General features: G+C 60.4%; 17 protein-coding genes. 11 read left to right on the plus strand and 6 right to left on the minus strand.

The features are described 5' to 3' along the window. Positions 1-28: 28 nt before the first annotated feature. Positions 29-1,006, minus strand: coding sequence for an NADPH:quinone reductase (locus VY732_RS00120; protein WP_077575175.1), 978 nt, complete (start codon positions 1,004-1,006; stop codon positions 29-31). A 149-nt stretch (positions 1,007-1,155) separates the two neighbouring features. Between VY732_RS00120 and hemF the strand changes: the two genes are divergently transcribed. Both hemF and aroE read left to right on the plus strand, forming a co-directional pair. Further along, a complete protein-coding gene (gene hemF / locus VY732_RS00125; protein ID WP_331693263.1) occupies positions 1,156-2,070 on the plus strand; it encodes an oxygen-dependent coproporphyrinogen oxidase in 915 nt (304 codons plus the stop codon). A gap of 9 nt (positions 2,071-2,079) precedes the next feature. Further along, positions 2,080-2,901: a shikimate dehydrogenase gene (gene aroE, locus VY732_RS00130; RefSeq protein WP_331693265.1), complete on the plus strand. Its 822-nt coding sequence runs from the start codon at positions 2,080-2,082 to the stop codon at positions 2,899-2,901. A gap of 114 nt (positions 2,902-3,015) precedes the next feature. On the opposite strand, the gene VY732_RS00135 is transcribed toward aroE, so the two are convergent. From VY732_RS00135 to betC, 3 genes are all read right to left on the minus strand, one after another. After that, positions 3,016-4,584: a SulP family inorganic anion transporter gene (locus tag VY732_RS00135; RefSeq protein ID WP_331693267.1), complete on the minus strand. Its 1,569-nt coding sequence runs from the start codon at positions 4,582-4,584 to the stop codon at positions 3,016-3,018. Between the two features lie 256 nt (positions 4,585-4,840). Continuing rightward, positions 4,841-5,761 (minus strand): choline ABC transporter substrate-binding protein, encoded by a 921-nt coding sequence (gene choX / locus VY732_RS00140; RefSeq protein WP_212620697.1) that lies wholly within the window; start codon positions 5,759-5,761, stop codon positions 4,841-4,843. 16 nt (positions 5,762-5,777) lie between these two features. Then, a complete protein-coding gene (betC, locus tag VY732_RS00145; protein WP_331693268.1) occupies positions 5,778-7,292 on the minus strand; it encodes a choline-sulfatase in 1,515 nt (504 codons plus the stop codon). 114 nt (positions 7,293-7,406) lie between these two features. On the opposite strand from betC, the gene VY732_RS00150 reads away from it, so the two are divergent. After that, complete coding sequence (locus VY732_RS00150) at positions 7,407-8,357, plus strand: choline sulfate utilization transcriptional regulator (RefSeq protein ID WP_331693269.1); 951 nt, start codon at positions 7,407-7,409, stop codon at positions 8,355-8,357. A 72-nt stretch (positions 8,358-8,429) separates the two neighbouring features. On the opposite strand, the gene VY732_RS00155 is transcribed toward VY732_RS00150, so the two are convergent. Beyond that, a complete protein-coding gene (locus VY732_RS00155; RefSeq protein WP_077575182.1) occupies positions 8,430-9,095 on the minus strand; it encodes an NAD(P)-dependent oxidoreductase in 666 nt (221 codons plus the stop codon). A gap of 82 nt (positions 9,096-9,177) precedes the next feature. Here VY732_RS00155 and VY732_RS00160 point away from each other — a divergent pair, with 82 nt between their 5' ends. Continuing rightward, entirely contained in the window at positions 9,178-9,504 is a 327-nt protein-coding gene (locus VY732_RS00160; protein ID WP_331693271.1) for a DOPA 4,5-dioxygenase family protein, read from the plus strand. Here the strand turns inward: VY732_RS00160 and VY732_RS00165 are convergent, their stop codons facing one another. Continuing rightward, entirely contained in the window at positions 9,505-9,906 is a 402-nt protein-coding gene (locus VY732_RS00165; protein ID WP_331693273.1) for a GFA family protein, read from the minus strand. Positions 9,907-10,228: 322 nt separating this feature from the next. Here VY732_RS00165 and VY732_RS00170 point away from each other — a divergent pair, with 322 nt between their 5' ends. The 7 genes from VY732_RS00170 (at position 10,229) to VY732_RS00200 (ending at position 19,135) form a co-directional block, all read left to right on the plus strand. Beyond that, on the plus strand, positions 10,229-11,536 hold the full coding sequence (locus VY732_RS00170; RefSeq protein WP_034152221.1) for a CitMHS family transporter: 1,308 nt from the start codon (positions 10,229-10,231) through the stop codon (positions 11,534-11,536). A gap of 85 nt (positions 11,537-11,621) precedes the next feature. Further along, on the plus strand, positions 11,622-12,389 hold the full coding sequence (locus VY732_RS00175) for a TerC family protein (protein WP_034152222.1): 768 nt from the start codon (positions 11,622-11,624) through the stop codon (positions 12,387-12,389). Between the two features lie 305 nt (positions 12,390-12,694). Then, positions 12,695-14,353 carry a Na/Pi cotransporter family protein gene (locus VY732_RS00180; protein ID WP_077575186.1) on the plus strand — a complete coding sequence of 553 codons (1,659 nt, stop codon included), beginning with the start codon at positions 12,695-12,697 and terminating at the stop codon, positions 14,351-14,353. Positions 14,354-14,521: 168 nt separating this feature from the next. After that, positions 14,522-15,913, plus strand: coding sequence for a M16 family metallopeptidase (locus VY732_RS00185; RefSeq protein ID WP_116028633.1), 1,392 nt, complete (start codon positions 14,522-14,524; stop codon positions 15,911-15,913). Positions 15,914-16,103: 190 nt separating this feature from the next. Then, entirely contained in the window at positions 16,104-17,132 is a 1,029-nt protein-coding gene (locus tag VY732_RS00190) for a DUF5924 family protein (RefSeq protein WP_016986428.1), read from the plus strand. A gap of 54 nt (positions 17,133-17,186) precedes the next feature. Next, on the plus strand, positions 17,187-18,335 hold the full coding sequence (locus VY732_RS00195; RefSeq protein WP_095119659.1) for an ABC transporter permease: 1,149 nt from the start codon (positions 17,187-17,189) through the stop codon (positions 18,333-18,335). Next, positions 18,332-19,135: an ABC transporter ATP-binding protein gene (locus VY732_RS00200; RefSeq protein WP_007911797.1), complete on the plus strand. Its 804-nt coding sequence runs from the start codon at positions 18,332-18,334 to the stop codon at positions 19,133-19,135. The genes VY732_RS00195 and VY732_RS00200 overlap by 4 nt, the downstream gene beginning before the upstream one ends.

Genomic DNA, 19,135 nt, shown 5'->3' on the forward strand with positions numbered 1-19,135 from the left:
ACCCTGACTGGCCGGACGCCGGAAGGTATCAGGGCAGCAGAACGGTGGAGCCTGTGGTGCGTCGTGCCGAGAGTTCGGTTTGCGCCTTCGCTGCATCAGCCAGTGAATAACGCTGGCTGATGTCTACCTTCAGCTTGCCGCTGATGATCATCTCGAACAATTCATCAGCCATCCGCTGCAGGTTCTCTGCATTGTTGGCATAAGTCGCCAGCGTCGGTCGGGTCACGTACAGCGAGCCCTTGGCGGAGAGAATCCCCAGGTTCACGCCGTCTACCGCACCAGAAGCATTACCGAAGCTCACGACCAGGCCGCGTGGCGACACGCTGTCGAGGGAAGTCAGCCAGGTGTCCTTGCCGACACCGTCATAAACCACCGGGACTTTCTTGCCGTCGGTCAATTCCAGCACGCGTTGCGCAACATTTTCGTGGCTGTAATCGATCGTCGCCCAGGCGCCATTGGCCTTGGCCAGTTCGGCTTTTTCTTTGGAGCTGACGGTGCCGATCAGCTTCACGCCCAACGCCTTGGCCCACTGACAGGCCAGCGAACCGACGCCACCGGCCGCCGCGTGGAACAGAATGGTTTCGCCACCCTTGAGTTCATAGGTCTGGCGCAGCAGATACTGCACGGTCAGGCCTTTGAGCATGACCCCGGCAGCGGTTTCGAAACTGATCTCGTCGGGCAGGCGCACCAGATTGTCCTGGGGCAGCACATGCAATTCGCTGTAGGCCCCCAACGGGCCGCTGCCATAGGCCACGCGATCACCGACCTTGAACCGGGTGACGTCGCTGCCCACGGCATCGACGATCCCCGCACCTTCAGCACCCAGGCCGGACGGCAAGGCGGGCGGTGCGTACAGACCGCTGCGGTAATAGGTGTCGATGAAGTTCAGGCCGATGGCCTTGTTGGCCACGCGCACTTGATTCGGGCCGGGTGCGGCGGGTTGGTAATCAACATATTCGAGCACTTCGGGGCCGCCGTGGGCGCTGAACTGGATACGCTTTGCCATCTGCCTGCTCTCCTTGGGTCTTTTGTGAGCCCCCTATCCAACTCCCATGCTTGATCTTCGTCAACTGCGGCGCGCTGTTGTGCGGTGGTATGCTACGCGCCCATTTGCGTCGCCCGCCCGCGGGGCGCCGCCCGATTCAAGGTGAAGCCATGACGACCCGCACCGACGCCGTAAAGGCCTATCTGCTCGATCTGCAAGACCGCATCTGTGCGGCCCTCGAAAGCGAAGACGGCGGCACGCGCTTCGTCGAAGACGCCTGGACTCGTCCCGCCGGCGGTGGCGGTCGCACCCGCGTGATCGAGAACGGTACGGTGATCGAAAAGGGTGGCGTCAACTTCTCCCACGTCTTCGGCAGCGGCCTGCCGCCATCGGCCAGCGCCCATCGCCCGGAACTGGCCGGGCGCGGTTTTGAAGCCCTTGGCGTGTCGCTGGTCATTCACCCGCACAATCCGCATGTGCCGACTTCCCACGCCAACGTGCGCTTTTTCATTGCTGAGAAGGAAGGTGAAGAGCCAGTCTGGTGGTTCGGCGGCGGCTTTGACTTGACCCCTTATTACGGCAACGAAGAAGACTGCATTCACTGGCACCGCGTTGCCGAGCAGGCTTGCGCGCCGTTCGGCACGGACGTCTACCCGCGCTACAAAGCTTGGTGTGACACCTATTTCCACATCAAGCATCGCCACGAACCGCGAGGTATCGGCGGTCTGTTCTTCGATGACCTGAACGAGTGGGACTTCGACACCAGCTTCGCCTTCATGCGCGCCATCGGCGATGCTTACATCGACGCTTATCTGCCGATCGTTCAGCGTCGCAAACACGATGCCTTCACCGCTCAACAGCGTGAATTCCAGGAATTCCGCCGTGGCCGTTACGTCGAATTCAACCTGGTTTACGACCGTGGCACCTTGTTCGGTCTGCAGTCGGGCGGGCGTACCGAGTCGATCCTGATGTCGCTGCCGCCGCAAGTGCGCTGGGGCTATGACTGGAAGGCCGAGCCTGGCAGCGAAGAAGCGCGCCTGACCGATTACTTCCTGCAAGATCGCGACTGGCTAGGCGAAGCCTGAGGATTTCTGATGGATCGTTACGTCGTTTTTGGTAACCCGATCGGTCACAGCAAATCGCCGATGATTCACAAGCTGTTTGCCGAACAGACCGGCCAGCACCTCGACTACAGCACCCTGCTGGCGCCGCTTGATGATTTCGCTGGTTGCGCCACGGCGTTTTTCCAGGAAGGTCGCGGCGCCAACGTCACCGTGCCGTTCAAGGAGGACGCTTACCGTTTGGCCAACAGCCTGACTGCTCGTGCGCAACGGGCCGGCGCGGTGAACACCTTGAGCAAACTGGCCGATGGCTCGCTGCTCGGTGATAACACCGACGGTGCCGGACTGGTGCGCGATCTGACGGTGAACGCCGGGTTCAGCCTGAGCGGCAAACGCATCCTGCTGCTCGGCGCTGGTGGCGCGGTGCGCGGTGCGCTGGAGCCGTTGCTGGCGGAACAACCGGCATCGGTGATCATCGCCAATCGCACGGTGGACAAGGCTGAGCTGCTGGCGGAGTTGTTCTGCGATCTGGGGCCGGTGTCGGCCAGTGGTTTCGACTGGCTGCGCGAGCCGGTCGACGTGATCATCAATGCCACGTCGGCGAGCCTGACCGGTGATGTACCGCCGATCGCGCCGAGCCTGATCGAGCCGGGCAAGACCCTGTGCTACGACATGATGTATGGCAAGGAACCGACGGCGTTCTGCCGCTGGGCCAGTGAACAGGGCGCGGCAGTGTCGATGGATGGCTTGGGAATGCTCGCCGAGCAGGCCGCCGAGGCGTTCTTTTTGTGGCGCGGTGTGCGCCCGGACACAGCGCCAGTATTAGCCGAACTGCGCCGCCAACTGGCGCAATAATCCTTGTAGGAGTGAGCCTGCTCGCGATAGCGGAGTGTCAGTTGATAAGATTTTATCTGACACACCGCTATCGCGAGCAGGCTCACTCCTACAGGGTTATGCGGTGATATCAGGTCAATCCTCAAACCGGATCGGACACTTCTCCGGACCTTCCAGCTTGCGCAACTCCTCCACCACCTGCGGCCGCGCCCGGCGCAAGGTCAGGCTGCGATTCTGGCCCAGCAGGCGTCGCGCCTCCTGATGCAGCATCTCCACCCCCGAATAATCGATGAAGTTGATCTGCTGCGCCTCGATCACCACCCGCGCGCCATGCATCCGTTGCAGACGCACTTGCAGGTAATGACTGGCGCCGAAAAAGATCGACCCGCCGACGCGCAGCACATCGTCCTCACCGTCGCGCCAATGCTGCACGCGCGGTTGCGAGGTGCGCTTGAGATAGAAGAACAGTGAGGCCAACACGCCCGCGTAGATTGCCGTCTGCAATTCCAGCAGCAACGTCGCGAGGCAGGTCAGGGCCATGACCACGAACTCGGCGCGGCTGACCCGCAGCAAGGCGCGAATTCCGCGATGATCGACCAGGCCCCAGGCAATCAAAAGAATGCTGCCCGCCATCGCCGGAATCGGAATGTGCGCAATCAGCCCCGCGCCGAAAATCGCGAACAGCGCGACCCAGATCGCCGAAAACACCCCGGCCAATGGCGAACAGGCACCCGCCTCGTAACTCAATCCCGAGCGAGTGAACGATCCGGCCGACAACGATCCGGAAAAGAACGCCCCGACGATATTCGACAAGCCCTGCGCGCGGACTTCCTGATTGGCATCGAGCAATTGCTGCGAGCGTGCCGAAATCGAGCGGGCAATCGACAGACTGGTGACCAGTCCAAGCATGCCCACCGCCACAGCGCTCGGCAGCAGGCGCAAGATCAAATCCAGATCCAGCGGCAACGCACTGAACGGCGGCAACCGCCCGACAAACGCGCTGACCAGATGCACGTGGCCGAACATCGCCGGCCACAGCCACACCAGCAGGCTGGCCAAAGCGAGGGTTATCAACAGCGTCGGCCAGCGCGGCAGCAATTGTTTCAACACCACACCGACAACCACCGTCGCCACACCGAGTACCAACGAAGGTTTATCCACAGCCCTGAGGTGTTGCAGCAGCTCCATCACACTCGCCAGCGCCGTGGCCTTGGCCGGCAACTCCAGCCCAAGCAGGTTCGGCAGTTGCCCGATGGCGATCACCACAGCGGCACCGAGGGTGAACCCCAGCACCACCGAATGCGAGACGAAATTCACCAGCGCGCCGAACCGCAGTAAACCGAGCAGCCACTGGAAAATCCCGGCCAGAAACGTCAGCAACAAGATCAGGGTGATGTAGTCCTGCGACGCCGGAACTGCTAAAGGACTGACACTGGCAAACAGCACAATGGAAATCGCTGCCGTCGGGCCGCAGATCAGATGCCACGACGAGCCCCACAGGCAGGCGATCAGCACCGGAATGATCGCGGCATACAGTCCGTACTCGGGTGGGAGGCCAGCGATCAACGCGTAGGCAATCGACTGGGGTAACGCGAGAATCGCACCGCTGAGGCCGACGATCAGATCCCGTCCTACGCTGGCGCGGGTTTGCCGCGGTAGCCAGGTGAGGAAGGGCAAGAGAGAGTGGCGGCTGGGGAAGGCCATGGGTCCTCGCGGTTGGGGTTTTGTTCAAGGTTATCAGGGTGCCAGGGGAAAGGCCCCTCACCCTAGCCCTCTCCCGGAGGGAGAGGGGACTGACCGAGGTGATTGGACTGACTACATCGACCTGAGGAATCAGCGTCGAACTCAGGTCTCGAATCAAACAACGATCGGCTCCCTTTCCCCCTCGCCCCCTTGGGGGAGAGGGCTGGGGTGAGGGGGCAAAAATCTCAAGCCGAGCAAAATTCAAAAAAACCCACAATCAAAGCTTCGCTTTCACCGCCGCCAACGCATCCTTGCCATCCGCAGTCTTCACCCCATCCAGCCACTTATCCAGCACCGCCGGATTCGCCTTGATCCACGCCTTCGCCGCCTCGGCATTAGTGACCTTCTTGTTCACCACCTCAGCCATGATGCTGTTCTCCATCTCCTGCGTGAACGACAGATTGCTCAGCAACTTACCCACATTCGGACAGGCTTCGGCGTAGCCCTTGCGCGTCAACGTAAACACGCTGCCGGTATCGCCAAAATACTTCTCGCCACCCTTGAGGTAATGCATTTTCAACTGCACGTTCATCGGGTGCGGGGTCCAGCCGAGGAAGGTGACGAATTTCTGTTTCTTCACCGCCCGCGACACTTCTGCCAGCATCGCCTGTTCACTGGATTCGATGAGCTTCCACTGACCCATGTCGAAGTCATTCTTCTTGATGATTTCCTGCAGCGAGATATTCGCCGGCGCGCCGGAGCCGATGCCGTAGATCTTGCGCTCGAACTTGTCCGCATATTTGTTCAGGTCGGCAAAGTTATGCACACCCGCGTCCCACACGTAGTCCGGCACGGCGAGGGTGAACTCGGTGCCGTCGAGATTTTTCGCCAGTTGCGTGACATCGCCGGTGGCGACGAACTTGTCGTAGAAGCCCTGTTGCGCCGGCATCCAGTTGCCGAGGAACACGTCCACCTGGCCATCCTTCAAACCGCCAAAGGTGATCGGCACCGCAAGGGTGTCGACCTTGGCCTTGTAGCCCATGCCGTCCAGCAGAAACCCGGTGATCGCATTGGTCGCGGCAATATCGCTCCAGCCCGGGTCGGCCATTTTCACCGTGTCGCAGCTTTGCTCGGCGAAGGCCGAGGCGCTGCTCAGCGCGAGCAGGCCAACCGTCACTACTGTGGATAACTTACGCATGGACTTCCCCTTAACATTATTGGTTTTGGCAGGGTTGTGGATAACGTGCTTTGCGTTCCAGATCATCGAGGTCGATGTGGTTGCGCATGTACTGCTGACTGGCGTCCACCAGCGGCTGGTGATCCCAGCTCTTCAGCTTGCCGATGGTCAGCGCGTCGGCAACAAAGCGCCGACGGCGCTGGCTGGCGAGTACCTCCTGATGAATCGCTGGAATGTCCCACTTGGCCCGGGATTCTGCGAGAAAATCGTCGAACAGCTGGCGATGTTGCGGCGATTGACTGAGTTCTTCCAGTTCACGCGGATCGTTGCTCACATCGAAGAGTAGGCAAGGGTCGTTTTCACTGTAGATAAATTTGTAGGTGCCGCGACGGATCATCATCAACGGGCTGATGGTGCCTTCGGCCATGTATTCGCCGAACACTTCGTCATGACCGCCCTGCCCTTGCAGATGTGAAACCAGTGAGCGACCGTCCAGCGGCAAGCCTGGTTGCAGCGTGCCGCCGGCCAGTTGAACGAAGGTCGGCAGCAGGTCGGCGGTCGACACGGCAGCGCTGACGCGGCCCGATTCGAACTGCCCCGGCGCACTTATCAACAGGGGCACACGGGCTGCCATTTCGTACCAGTGCATTTTGTACCAGAGGCCTTTCTCGCCGAGCATGTCGCCGTGGTCACCGGAGAACACAATGATCGTGTCATCGATCAGCCCGGTTTCTTCCAGTGTTTGCAGGAGTTTACCGACGTTGGCGTCGATATAGCTGCACGCGCCGAAGTACGCCCGGCGTGCATCGCGAATCTTATCCACAGGCAGTGGCTTGTCCCACAGGTCGTAAACCTTGAGCAAACGCTGCGAGTGCGGATCGAGCTGATGTTGATCCGGGGTTGTAGGCAACGGGATATCGGCATCGTCGTACATATCCCAGAATGCCTTGGGAATCGTGTACGGATCGTGTGGGTGAGTCATCGACACGGTCAGGCAGAACGGCTGGTCGCCGTCCTCGCGAATATGATCGAACAGATACTGCTGCGCCTTGAACACCACCTCTTCATCGAAGTCCAGCTGATTGGTACGCACGCACGGCCCGGCCTGCAACACCGAAGACATGTTGTGATACCAGCTCGGTCGCACGTCCGGCTCATCCCAATTCACTGCCCAGCCATAGTCGGCCGGGTAGATGTCGCTGGTCAGGCGTTCTTCGTAGCCGTGCAACTGGTCGGGGCCACAGAAATGCATCTTGCCCGACAGCGCCGTGCGGTAGCCGAGACGGCGCAGGTAATGGGCGTAAGTCGGCACATCGGCGGGGAAATCGGCAGCGTTGTCGTAGGCGCCGATCTTGCTCGGCAACTGGCCGCTGACCAGGGTGAAACGCGACGGCGCGCACAGCGGGCTGTTGCAGTAAGCGGCGTCGAACACCACGCCTTGTTTGGCGAGGCGGGAAAGATTGGGCAATTTGATCGGCGAAGGGCCGTAGAACGGCAACATTGGCGCGGCCATCTGATCGGCCATGATGAAAAGAATATTCTTGCGCTTCATGTGATCGCGGCATTCCATAGTGAATATTTATGCGACATTGCTGCGACCGAGCATGGAGTCCATGCTGTATCCGGTAAAGCCTGCGCCGGACAATGACTAGGATAAGCACAGCTTATGTATGAAGCCTTGGGTGATCTGTCGCTCGACCTGCTCCGCGCCTTCGAAGCGGCGGCTCGGCAGCGCAGTTTCACTGCTGCCGCGGTTGAGCTTGGCACCACGCAACCGGCGATCAGTCAGCAGATCAAACGGCTGGAAGAACAGCTCGGCACGCGGCTGTTTGATCGGATTTACCGAGGGATCGAGTTGACCGAAGTCGGCGCGATACTGTTTGAGCAAGTTACTCTTGGTTTGCAGAACATCGACGCAGGATTGAGCGCGATCAGCGCACAACAGCAACACGAGGTCCTGCAAGTTGCCACCGATTTTGCCTTCGCCGCTTATTGGTTAATGCCACGCTTGCACCGTTTTCACGAAGCCAATCCGCAGGTCGACGTGAGCCTGGTGACCAGTGAACGCAACCACAACATGCTGCGCCCCGATATCGACGTCGCGATCCTGTTTGGCGACGGGCGTTTCAAGCAGGGCGAAAGCCATTGGCTGTTCAGCGAAGAAGTGTTCCCGGTGTGCAGTCCGCAGTTGCTCAAGGATCGCCTCCTGCCCCTGCCGGCTCAGGCGTTGCTGGAGTTTCCGTTGTTGCACCTGCGCGGGGAAAACAGCAGCAACTGGTTTGACTGGAGTGGTCTGTTCCGTGAACTCGGTATCAATACACCGCCGGCGCCGGGGCAATTGCGCTTCGACAATTACACGCTGCTGATTCAAGCGGCGATTGGCGGTCAAGGCGTGGCGATTGGCTGGCGCCACCTTGTGGATAACTTGCTGAGTCAGGGTTTGCTGTGCCGACCCATCGCCGAAACGACCCTGTCGCGCCTCGGTTATTACGTAGTGCTCCCGCAACGCAAACGCCGGGGCGCGTTGATTCAGCAGTTTGTTGATTGGCTGATGGCGGAACAGGCGAGCAGTGCGGAGTCCTTGAGTAGGCTGGCGCTGCCTTCGATTGCGGTTTGAGGATCAAAAGATCGCAGCCTGCGGCAGCTCCTACACCGATCTCATGTAGGAGGGGCCGAAGGCTGCGATCTTTTACGAATCTGAAGCCGCCACAAAATTCACATGCTGACCCACATGCAGATTCAACCGCAGCTCATCAGCAATCCCCACCGCCACGCGGTTCAATCGCTCCAGCGGTTCGGCCAGACCCGGTTCCAGATTGCCGCCGACCTGACTGAAATGCTCAATCGTCAGCCCGGCCACGCCATGGGGCGCATTGACCAGCGTCCAGTGCAGCGGACTGCTTTGCACGGCTTCACGTATTTCCTCGGCGGCGTGACGTTGCAGGCGATCATCGACATCCGGCTCATCGAGCACGGCAAAGTCGCCCACCAGAAACAGCCGCGACACATTGGCCGCTTGCAGCCCATCGACCAGTGCGTCGACGGCCAGCACCTGCTCGACCGGGCCGAGCACGACGGCCCGTTCAACCTGATCGCTACTGAACGGCAACCCCGGCGCATCCAATAAACAGATGACCGCCGAACTACCGGCCACGCTCTGATTGATCCGCTCCGAGTCGAACAAATCGCCGGTTTTGGTGCGCAAACCCGGACGCGGTGCGAGTGCAGTCAAATCGTCGAGGATGGCAATGACTTCATGCTGACGGCGCAGCAATTCAGCCATCAACGCGCTGCCCAGGCTACTCATGGCACCATAGAGCACCACTTTTACCGCCGGGGTTTCGGCATTTTTCATGGCTGATCCCTTTTCTTATCCCTTGTATGGCGTGTGACATACGGGCAACGCCGAGGGTTCGAACCGATTCAGAGGCTTTCAGATGCAAGCGATCAAGGGTTATCACGCCCATGTCTATTTCGACGCCGGCACCATCGATCAGGCGCGCGCGTTGTGTGAGCAAGCCGCGCAGTTGTTTCCATTGAAAATCGGCCGCGTCCACGAACGCCCGGTCGGCCCGCATCCGGAATGGAGCTGCCAATTGGCCTTCGGCCCGGAGCTGATCGCCGATGTACTGCCGTGGCTGGCGCTCAATCGCCAAGGCCTGGTGGTATTCCTGCACCCGGACACCGGCAATGATTTGCTCGACCACACTGAGCATGCGATCTGGATGGGTGCGATCAAGCCGCTGAATCTGTCTGTTTTCTGATCACAGCGTTTCTTCGGCTTCGCCCGGCAGATGCTCGTCCAGATGTAGCCAAGGTAATTGGCTGTCAGTCCAGATATGGCGCTCGGCGGGCGCCAGTTCCGGGTGATCAAGTGTGGCGATGGTCACGTCGATGCTTTCAGGGCTGAGCAACGTCACCAACGCCAGTTGCGCGCCGCACTGCGCACAGAAGTACCGCGCGCAACTGGCGGATGAGTCATAACGCGCGGGCTTACCGGCCAGCCATTGAAAACTCACCGCCGGCACGGTGATCCACGTCGTGACAATCCCGCCGCTGACTTTGCGGCAAATCGAGCAATGACAGTGGGCGATGTCGTGCAACGCTCCGCTGAACTGATAACGAATGTGTCCGCAGTGGCAGCCGCCGCTGTGCAATTCGCTCATGGCGAACGCCCTCCTTCCCGTGTTTGTTGACTGTAGTTCGCATCCGACGGCCGGTTGACCGTTCATTCAAAGCTTTCTGCAGCGAAAGGTAGCTGAAAGCTTCCCGGATTAGGATCGCCTCACTTCCGGCAACAGACCGGTTGGCCAATGCGTGTGATACCTCGCACGAACGGCCCAATTAACAACAACAATGGTGATTCTGATGTCCTCTGTAGCCCGCCTTTGCGCTGTCCCTCCGCCCGTACGTCTCGTGCTTGCCGTTCTGCGCTGATCCCGTCCGATCTGCTCATTTAACTAGCCGCGCTACGCCTGGAGTATTCCCATGCTGACTTTCCTTGGCTTCGCCATGGTCATCACGTTCATGTTCCTGATCATGACCAAGCGCCTGTCCGCGCTGATCGCTCTGATCATCATCCCGATTGTCTTCGCCTTGTTCGGTGGTTTCGCGCCGAAGATCGGCCCGATGATGCTCGAAGGCATTACCAAGCTTGCGCCGACTGGCGTGATGCTGATGTTCGCCATTCTCTATTTCGCCCTGATGATCGACTCCGGCCTGTTCGACCCGGCCGTGCGCAAGATCCTCAAACTGGTCAAGGGTGACCCGCTGAAGGTTTCGGTCGGCACCGCCGTACTGGCGCTCGTCGTTTCCCTCGATGGTGACGGCGCGACCACTTACATGATCTGCGTGGCCGCCATGCTGCCGCTGTACAGCCGCATCGGCATGAGCCCGCGGATCATGGCCGGTCTGATCATCCTCGCCGGTGGCGTGATGAACATGACCCCATGGGGCGGCCCGACTGCCCGTGCCGCGAGTGCGTTGCATGTCGATCCGTCGGACATTTTCGTGCCGATGATTCCGGCCATGGCCGCGGGTGTGGTGGCGATTCTGCTGATCGCTTATTTCTACGGTAAACGTGAGCGTGCGCGTCTGGGTGAACTGCATCTGGCCGGCGACGAGATCGATCACAGCGAAATCAGCGTCTCGCAATTCCCCGATGCCCGCCGTCCGAAACTGATCTGGTTCAACGGCGCCCTGACCTTCGGCCTGATGTGCACCCTGATCGCCGGCCTGTTGCCGTTGCCGGTGCTGTTCATGGTGGCATTCAGTATTGCCATGATCGTCAACTACCCTTGCCTGCAGATGCAGAAGGATCGCGTCGCCGCTCACGCCGGTAGCGTGCTGGCAGTGGTCGGGCTGATCTTTGCGGCGGGTATCTTCACCGGTATCCTGAGCGGCACCGGCATGGTCGATGCGATGTCGAAGAGCCTGTTGGCAGTGATTCCGGATTTCCTCGGCCCGTATCTGGCCGTAATCACGGCGCTGGTGAGCATGCCGTTCACCTTCTTCATGTCCAACGATGCGTTCTACTATGGCGTGTTGCCGGTGTTGGCCGAAGCCGCCAGCCACTACGGGATCACCGCAGTGGAAATGGCCCGTGCCTCGATCGTCGGTCAGCCCGTCCACTTGCTGAGCCCGTTGGTGCCATCGACGTATCTGTTGGTGGCCCTGGCCGGCATTGATTTCGGTGACCACCAGCGTTTCACCCTGAAATGGGCGATCCTGGTGTGTATCTGCATCCTGATTGCTGCACTGCTGTTGGGGACTTTCCCGGTGTTCAGCACTCTATAAGCCCAAGACTCACCGTTTCGGGTCCTGGCTTCGCGGTTTGAAGCCCGGACCTTTTTCGGTTTAACAATTGCTCAAAGGAATACACATGGAATGGCTGACCAACCCCGAAATCTGGGTTGCCTTCTTCACCCTGACCGCCCTGGAAATCGTCCTCGGCATCGATAACATCATCATGATTTCGATCCTGGTCAGCCGCATGCCCAAGCACATGCAGCAGCGCACCCGGATCTTCGGTCTTGGCCTGGCCATGATCACGCGCATCCTGTTGCTGCTGTCGATCACCTGGGTCATGCGCCTCACCGCTGACCTGTTCGAAGTGTTCGGCCAAGGCATTTCGGGTCGCGACCTGATCCTGTTCTTCGGTGGTCTGTTCCTGCTGTGGAAGAGCTCGCAAGAGATGTACCACGCGCTGGAAGGCGAAGATGAGAGTGATGACACCCCCGGCGGCAAGGGCGGCAACTTCCTCTACACCATCATCCAGATCGCGATCATCGACATCGTCTTCTCGCTGGACTCGGTGATCACTGCCGTGGGCATGGTTTCCCACGTGCCGGTGATGGTTGCGGCGATCGTTGTGGCCGTGCTGGTGATGATGCTGGCCTCGGGCAAGATCAGCGAGTTCATCGACAAGCACCCGTCGCTGAAGATGCTGGCGCTGTCGTTCCTGCTGGTGGTCGGTACCGTATTGATTGCCGAGTCGTTCGACGTGCATGTGCCGAAGGGCTACGTCTACTTCGCCATGGCGTTCTCGCTGGCGGTTGAGGCGATCAACATCAAGCTGCGCGGCGCGATGGCCAAGAAAAAGCAGCAGCAAGACCCGGTGAAACTGCGCAAGGACATCCCGGGCCAGTAACCCGGTAGTCTTCAGGCAACACCCCTTGTAGGAGTGAGCCTGCTCGCGATAGCGGTCTGTCAGTCAACATCAATGTTGAGGCTGATGGCCCTATCGCGAGCAGGCTCACTCCTACATTTGTTTGTGGTGGATTCAGGTGGGTGTATGAAGCGCTTTTCATGACACTTTTGTTTCAATCCACACTTTAGCTGTGCAATGCTGGCGCCCAGACCGTTAGCCAACTACAGCTTAAGTATCAAAAACGTAGAAACCGCGCGGTACCGTCAACTTGCCTCTCTGAGGCACTGCTATTACAGGGGGTCTGCATGCTCACCCTGCTCAATCTGCTTTCCGCCGTCGCCCTGCTGATCTGGGGTACGCACATCGTCCGAACCGGCATCCTGCGGGTGTACGGCACCAACCTGCGCCATGTGATTGGCCAGAACATGTCCAAGCGCTGGCTCGCCTTTGTCGCCGGCATCGTCGTCACCGCGATGGTGCAGAGCAGCAACGCCACCGCCATGCTCGTCACCTCCTTCGTCGGCCAGGGCCTGATGGCGCTGACCCCGGCGCTGGCGACCATGCTCGGCGCGGACGTCGGTACCGCGCTGATGGCGCGGGTGCTGACCTTCGACCTGTCGTGGCTGTCGCCGCTGCTGATTTTCCTCGGGGTGATTTTCTTTCTGTCGCGCAAACAGACGCGCCTCGGGCAGATGGGCCGGGTGTCCATTGGCCTCGGGCTGATCATTCTCGCGCTGCAACTGATCGTCGAGGCCGCCGCGCCGATCACCCATGCCCAAGGTGTGAAGGTGATTTTCGCCTCGTTGACTGGCGACATCCTCCTCGACGCCTTGGTCGGCGCGCTGTTCGCGATGATTTCCTACTCCAGCCTCGCCGCCGTACTGCTCACGGCGACTCTCGCCGGTGCCAGTGTGATCAGTCTGCCGGTGGCAATTGGTCTGGTGATCGGCGCCAACATCGGCAGCGGCATTCTTGCGTTCATGAGCACCAGCATGCAGAACGCCGCTGGCCGGCAAGTGGCGTTGGGCAGCCTGTTGTACAAACTGATCGGCCTGCTGCTGATCATCCCGGTGCTCGACCCGCTGGTGCACTGGATCGACAGCCTCGATTTCAGCCCGCAGGAAATGGTCATCGGTTTTCACCTGCTCTACAACACCGTGCGCTGCCTGATTCTGCTGCCGTCGGTGGGGCCGATGGCGCGGCTCTGCGCGTGGTTGCTCCCGGAGCGGCCGGAGGTCAACGGTACTGCCAAACCGCGTCACCTCGACGCTACCGCGCTGGTCACGCCAAGTCTGGCCTTGGCCAATGCCGCGCGGGAAACCCTGCGCATGGGCGATCTGCTCGACAACATGCTCGACGCCACCCTCGATGTGCTGCGCGGCAAGCAGACCGCTGTCACCCAGGAAATGCGTCGGCTGACCGATGACGTCGAAGCGCTGTACAGCGCAATCAAGCTGTACCTGGCGCAGATGCCCCGCGAAGACCTCGGCGAGCAGGACAGTCGGCGCTGGGCCGAGATCATTGAGCTGGCGATCAACCTCAAATTGGCTGCCGACCTGATCGAACGCATGCTGCGCAAGATCCAGCAGCAGAAGACTTCGCAGCGCCGCTCCTTTTCCGAGGAGGGGCTGGAGGATCTGGCCGGGTTGCAGCAGCAATTGATCGCTAATCTGCGTTTGGGGCTGTCGGTGTTTCTCAGTGGTGACCGCGAAAGCGCCCGCCAGCTACTGCGCGAGAAACGCCGCTTTCGCGCACAGGAACGCCGTTTGGCCCATGCGCATGTCAGCCGTTTGCAACGCAAGATCGTGCAGAGTCTGGAAACCAGTTCGTTGCACCTGGAGTTGATTGCCGATATGAAGCGGCTCAATTCGCTGTTTTGCGGCAGTGCGTATGTGGTGCTGGAAACGGCGGATACCGGGGCGCTGGAGTCGGATGATATGGCCGACATAACGCATTCGCCTTGAACGTCTGGGGCTGGGGTTAGTCAGTTACATTGATTCAGCCTTCAGGCCGCTATCGCGAGCAGGCTCACTCCTACAGTGGGACGCATTGCAAATGTAGAAGTGAGCCTGCTCGCGATGGGGGCCTGACTGACGACACGGATCTCCAAATCAGCCGTACGGAAGCCTGTTATGCGTTGCCTGTTGTTCGCCTGTCTGTTGCTCGGTTCCCTGCCCGCCTTTGCCCTGGATCGTTTTCAGGTCGAAGGCTATGCGTTGCCCAACGGTTTGCAGTTGCTGCTCAAACCCGGCACTGAGCGCGGGCACGTGGCGATCCGGCTGGTGGTCGGCGTCGGCCTCGACGATTTCGATTGTGATGACAAGGAGCTGCCGCACCTGCTTGAGCACTTGTTGTTCAGCGGCATCGATGCCACTGGCGAAGGTGGTTTAGAGGAGCGCATGCAGGCGCTGGGCGGTGACTGGAACGCCTTCACCAGCAATGCCGACACCACGTTCGTCATCGAAGCTCCGGCGAAAAACCAGCGCAAGGTGCTCGACCTGCTGCTCGCTCTGCTCACGCAAACGCGCATCGACGACAACGCAATCAACGCCGCCAAGCGTGTGGTCGAGCGCGAGGACGGCGGCCATTACACACGCCTGCAACGCTTTCTCGATCGTCAGGATCTCGGCCACACCGCGAGCAATCAACTCGCCGTCGAACTGGGCCTGAAATGCCCGCAGCGTGCCGAAGTCGGTCACCTGACTCAGGAGCAGTTGGAAAAGGTGCGCAAAGCCTGGTACGCGCCAAACAACATGACCCTGATCGTCGTCGGCGAACTCGACAAACTGCTACCGGCGTATCTGGAGCGCACGTGGGGCGCGCTCGACGCGGTCGAGCCGAGCGAGCATCGGCCACTGCCGGACATCAGCACCAGCGCCGCCCATGAACGCACCCTCACCCGTGGTTTTATCGGCGACAGCGCCAAGCTGCACTGGCTGGTGCCGGAACCGGTGATCGATGATCAATACGATCAGACCTTCGACATTCTCAAGGATTATCTCGACTGGGCGTTGTACCGGCAGATTCGTCTCAACCACGGCTTGTCCTACGGGCCATGGGCCGAGCGTGAGGTGTTTGGCGGCGTCGGTTTCATGAGCCTGAATGCCGACCTCGATCGTGATGACGTCGATGAAGCCATTCAGGTGCTGGAAGACCTCAAGGCTGATCTGCTGAAAAACGGCCTCGACCCGGACACCTTCGCGCGGATCAAACAGGCTTCTATCGCCCATCAGGCCTGGGCGGTGCAGGGTAACAGCGCGATGGCGGATTACTACTGGAGTGCACTGGGCGATTACGAGGACGGCCGTTTTGCCAACCCGGCGCGGGAGCTGCAAGGGGTGACCCTGGAAGCGGCGAACAAGGCCATGCGTGAGTTGCTGTTGCAACCGGGGTATTTGCGGATCGAGAAGCCGTTGATCAGTGATGATCAGGTGTTGTGGTTGAGTGCGGGTGGCTTGGGCCTGGTGTTGCTGGTCCTGATCGGCTGGCGCCTGCACCACCGCCGAAAACCCGCCGAACACTAATCCTGTAGGAGTGAGCCTGCTCGCGATCGCGGTGTATCAGCCGAAAAGAGGGTGACTGAAGGACCGCTATCGCGAGCAGGCTCGCTCCCACAGGGTGAGGTGGTGAATTTACTGACCGGCAGCCTCGCCACAACGCCCGGCGGGCGCTACTCTGTCGAGGTTTTTTCCTATCCAGTCGTGAACCGCCCAAATGCCGAAAATACAGCTCCTGATCCAGCGCATCCTCGAACTGATGAAGCGCTATCCCGGGGTCATTGCGCTTGGCGGTTTCATTTCCGGGGTCGGCAGTTTCATCATGGTCGATCGTCAGCAAGGGCTGGCGAGCTGGATCACCGTGATCATGCTGCTCAGCTGGATCTGGCTGATGCTGGAGAACACCCTCACCGGCCTCTTCACCCGCGTGTTCAAACGCGAGATTCCCCAGCCGCTGCTGCGTTACGCGACGCAGATGATCCATCAGGAAAGCCTGTTCTTCGTCCTGCCGTTTTTCTTCATCACCACGACCTGGAACAGCGGCCAGTTGTTCTTCACCGGCCTGCTCAGCGTCGCCGCCCTGATTTCCATCGTCGACCCGCTCTATTACAAATGGCTGGCGCCACGGCGCTGGGCGTTTCTCGCGCTGCACACCCTGACCCTGTTCGCCGCCCTGCTCACCGCGTTGCCGGTGATCATGCACCTGACCACGGCGCAGAGCTTCAAATGGGCGCTGGGCATTGCTGTGCTGTTGTCGTTCCCGAGTCTGGCGTCGATCTTCCCGATCCGCACGGTGCGCAATGCCCTGGCGATCTTGTGCATCACCGTCGGTATCGGTGGCGTCGGTTGGGCGTTGCGTTCGTGGGTGCCGCCGGCGACGCTGTGGATGACCGACGTGGCGATCAGCACGCAAATGCAGGACCGCACCCCCGGCGCCAGCCTCGACACGGTCAGCGCCGAGCAGATTCGTGGCGATGGCCTCTACGCCTACACCGCGATCAACGCGCCGCGCGGGCTCGATGAGCGGATCTATCACGTCTGGCAATTCAACGGCAAAGAGGTCGACCGTATCGCCCTCGATATCCATGGCGGGCGCAAGGAAGGCTACCGCGCCTGGACGCACAAGCAGAATTTCCCCGGCAACCCGGCGGGCAAGTGGCAAGTGCGGGTGCTGACCGAAGACGGCCAGGTGATCGGCGTGCTGCGCTTCGAAGTCACGGACAGCACAGCGATCAAAGAAAAGTAATCCGGTTCGTGCTATTACGTTAGTTCGCTTAGCAGACGAACAAGCACGGAGCTTATGACCAGCAGCTCGATCAGCGGTAATGCCCAACTGGACACGTCGATCAGCCCTGCCCGCTTGCGGGTGACGGGGGACTGGACGCTTGCCCATTACGCCGAGCTCAAGCAACTGAGTGAAAAGCTCCACGGCCAGTACGATGCCAATACGCCGATCGATCTCAACAGTCTCGGCGCCCTCGACACCGCTGGCGCTTCGTTGCTGGTCGAACTGCTCGGCTCCGAACGCCTCGGTAAATCCGCCGAACACCCCGATTGCACCCTGACCTCCGCCGACCGCGCGCTGCTGCAAACCGTGTATTGCTCGATGACCGATTTCTGCGTGCCGATCAAAGAGCCGGAAATCAGCGTCAGCGTGCAATTGCTCACCCGCATCGGTCGCGCCGTCGACACCGTCTGGCAAGACACCCTGCAATTGCTCGGCTTCGTCGGCCTGATTATGGAAACCATCGCGCGCAGCCTGTTCCGGCCCAAGCGCTGGCGGATCACGCCGATGATCGCGCACATCGAACAGACCGGCCTCGACGCCGCGCCAATCGTGGCTTTGCTGACTTTTCTGGTGGGCGCGGTGGTGGCGTTTCTCGGCGCCACGGTGCTGGCCAGTTTCGGCGCGACGATTTTTACTGTGGACCTGGTGGGCTTCTCGTTCCTGAGGGAATTCGGTGTGTTGCTCACGGCAATCCTCATGGCCGGGCGCACCGCCAGTGCCTTCACCGCGCAGATTGGCTCGATGAAGGCCAACGAAGAAATCGATGCGATCCGCACCCTTGGCCTCGACCCGATGGAGTTGCTGGTGGTACCGCGTGTGCTGGCGATGCTGGTGGCGCTGCCGATGTTGACCTTCCTCGCCATGCTTTGCGGGATCATCGGAGGCGGCGTGGTCTGCGCGGTGTCACTGGATATCTCGCCGGCGATGTTCCTGACGCTGTTGCAGTCGGACATCGGCGTGCAGCACTTTCTGGTCGGCTTGGTGAAGGCGCCAATCTTCGCCTTCATCATTGCCGCGATTGGTTGCCTGGAAGGCTTCAAGGTCAGTGGCAGCGCCGAGTCGGTCGGCGCCCACACTACGTCCGCCGTGGTGCAATCGATTTTCGTGGTGATCGTGCTCGACGCGGTGGCCGCGCTGTTCTTCATGGAGATGGGCTGGTGAGTCGTCTACCCCGCGCGCCCTCGGAGGCGGTGATCGAAGTCCGTGGCCTGTGCAATCGCTTTGGCAGCCAGAGTGTGCACGAGAACCTCGATCTGGATTTGTACAAAGGCGAAATCCTCGCCGTGGTCGGCGGCTCCGGCAGCGGCAAATCGGTGTTGCTGCGCAGCATTGTCGGATTACGCCGGCCCAGCGAAGGCATGGTCAAAGTGTTCGGCAAGAACCTGCCGAGCCTGTCCGAGCATGAGCGCTCACTGGTTGAGCGGCGCTTCGGTGTGCTGTTCCAGAAAGGCGCGCTGTTCTCCTCGCTGACGGTCACCGAGAACGTCGCCCTGCCCCTTATCGAACACGCCGGCCTCAGTCGCAACGACGCTGAGCACTTGGCTGCCGTGAAACTGGCGCTGGCCGGATTACCACTGTCAGCGGCGGACAAATACCCGGCGTCGCTCTCTGGCGGCATGATCAAACGCGCCGCGCTGGCCCGGGCCCTGGCGCTGGATCCGGACATACTGTTTCTCGACGAACCTACTGCCGGCCTCGATCCGATTGGCGCGGCGCAGTTCGATCAATTGATCCTGACCCTGCGCGATGCACTCGGCCTTAGCGTGTTTCTGGTGACCCACGACCTCGACACGCTCTACACCATCACCGACCGCGTGGCGGTGCTGGCGCAGAAAAAAGTGCTGGTCGCCGGTCCCATCGACGTGGTCTCGGAAACCGACGACGCGTGGATTCACGAATACTTCCACGGCCCGCGCGGCCGCTCGGCGCTGGACGCCGCCAAATTGCTCAACGAGGTCTGA

It is taken from the genome of Pseudomonas sp. ZY71 (genome assembly GCF_036542145.1).
Taxonomy (GTDB): domain Bacteria; phylum Pseudomonadota; class Gammaproteobacteria; order Pseudomonadales; family Pseudomonadaceae; genus Aquipseudomonas; species Aquipseudomonas koreensis_A.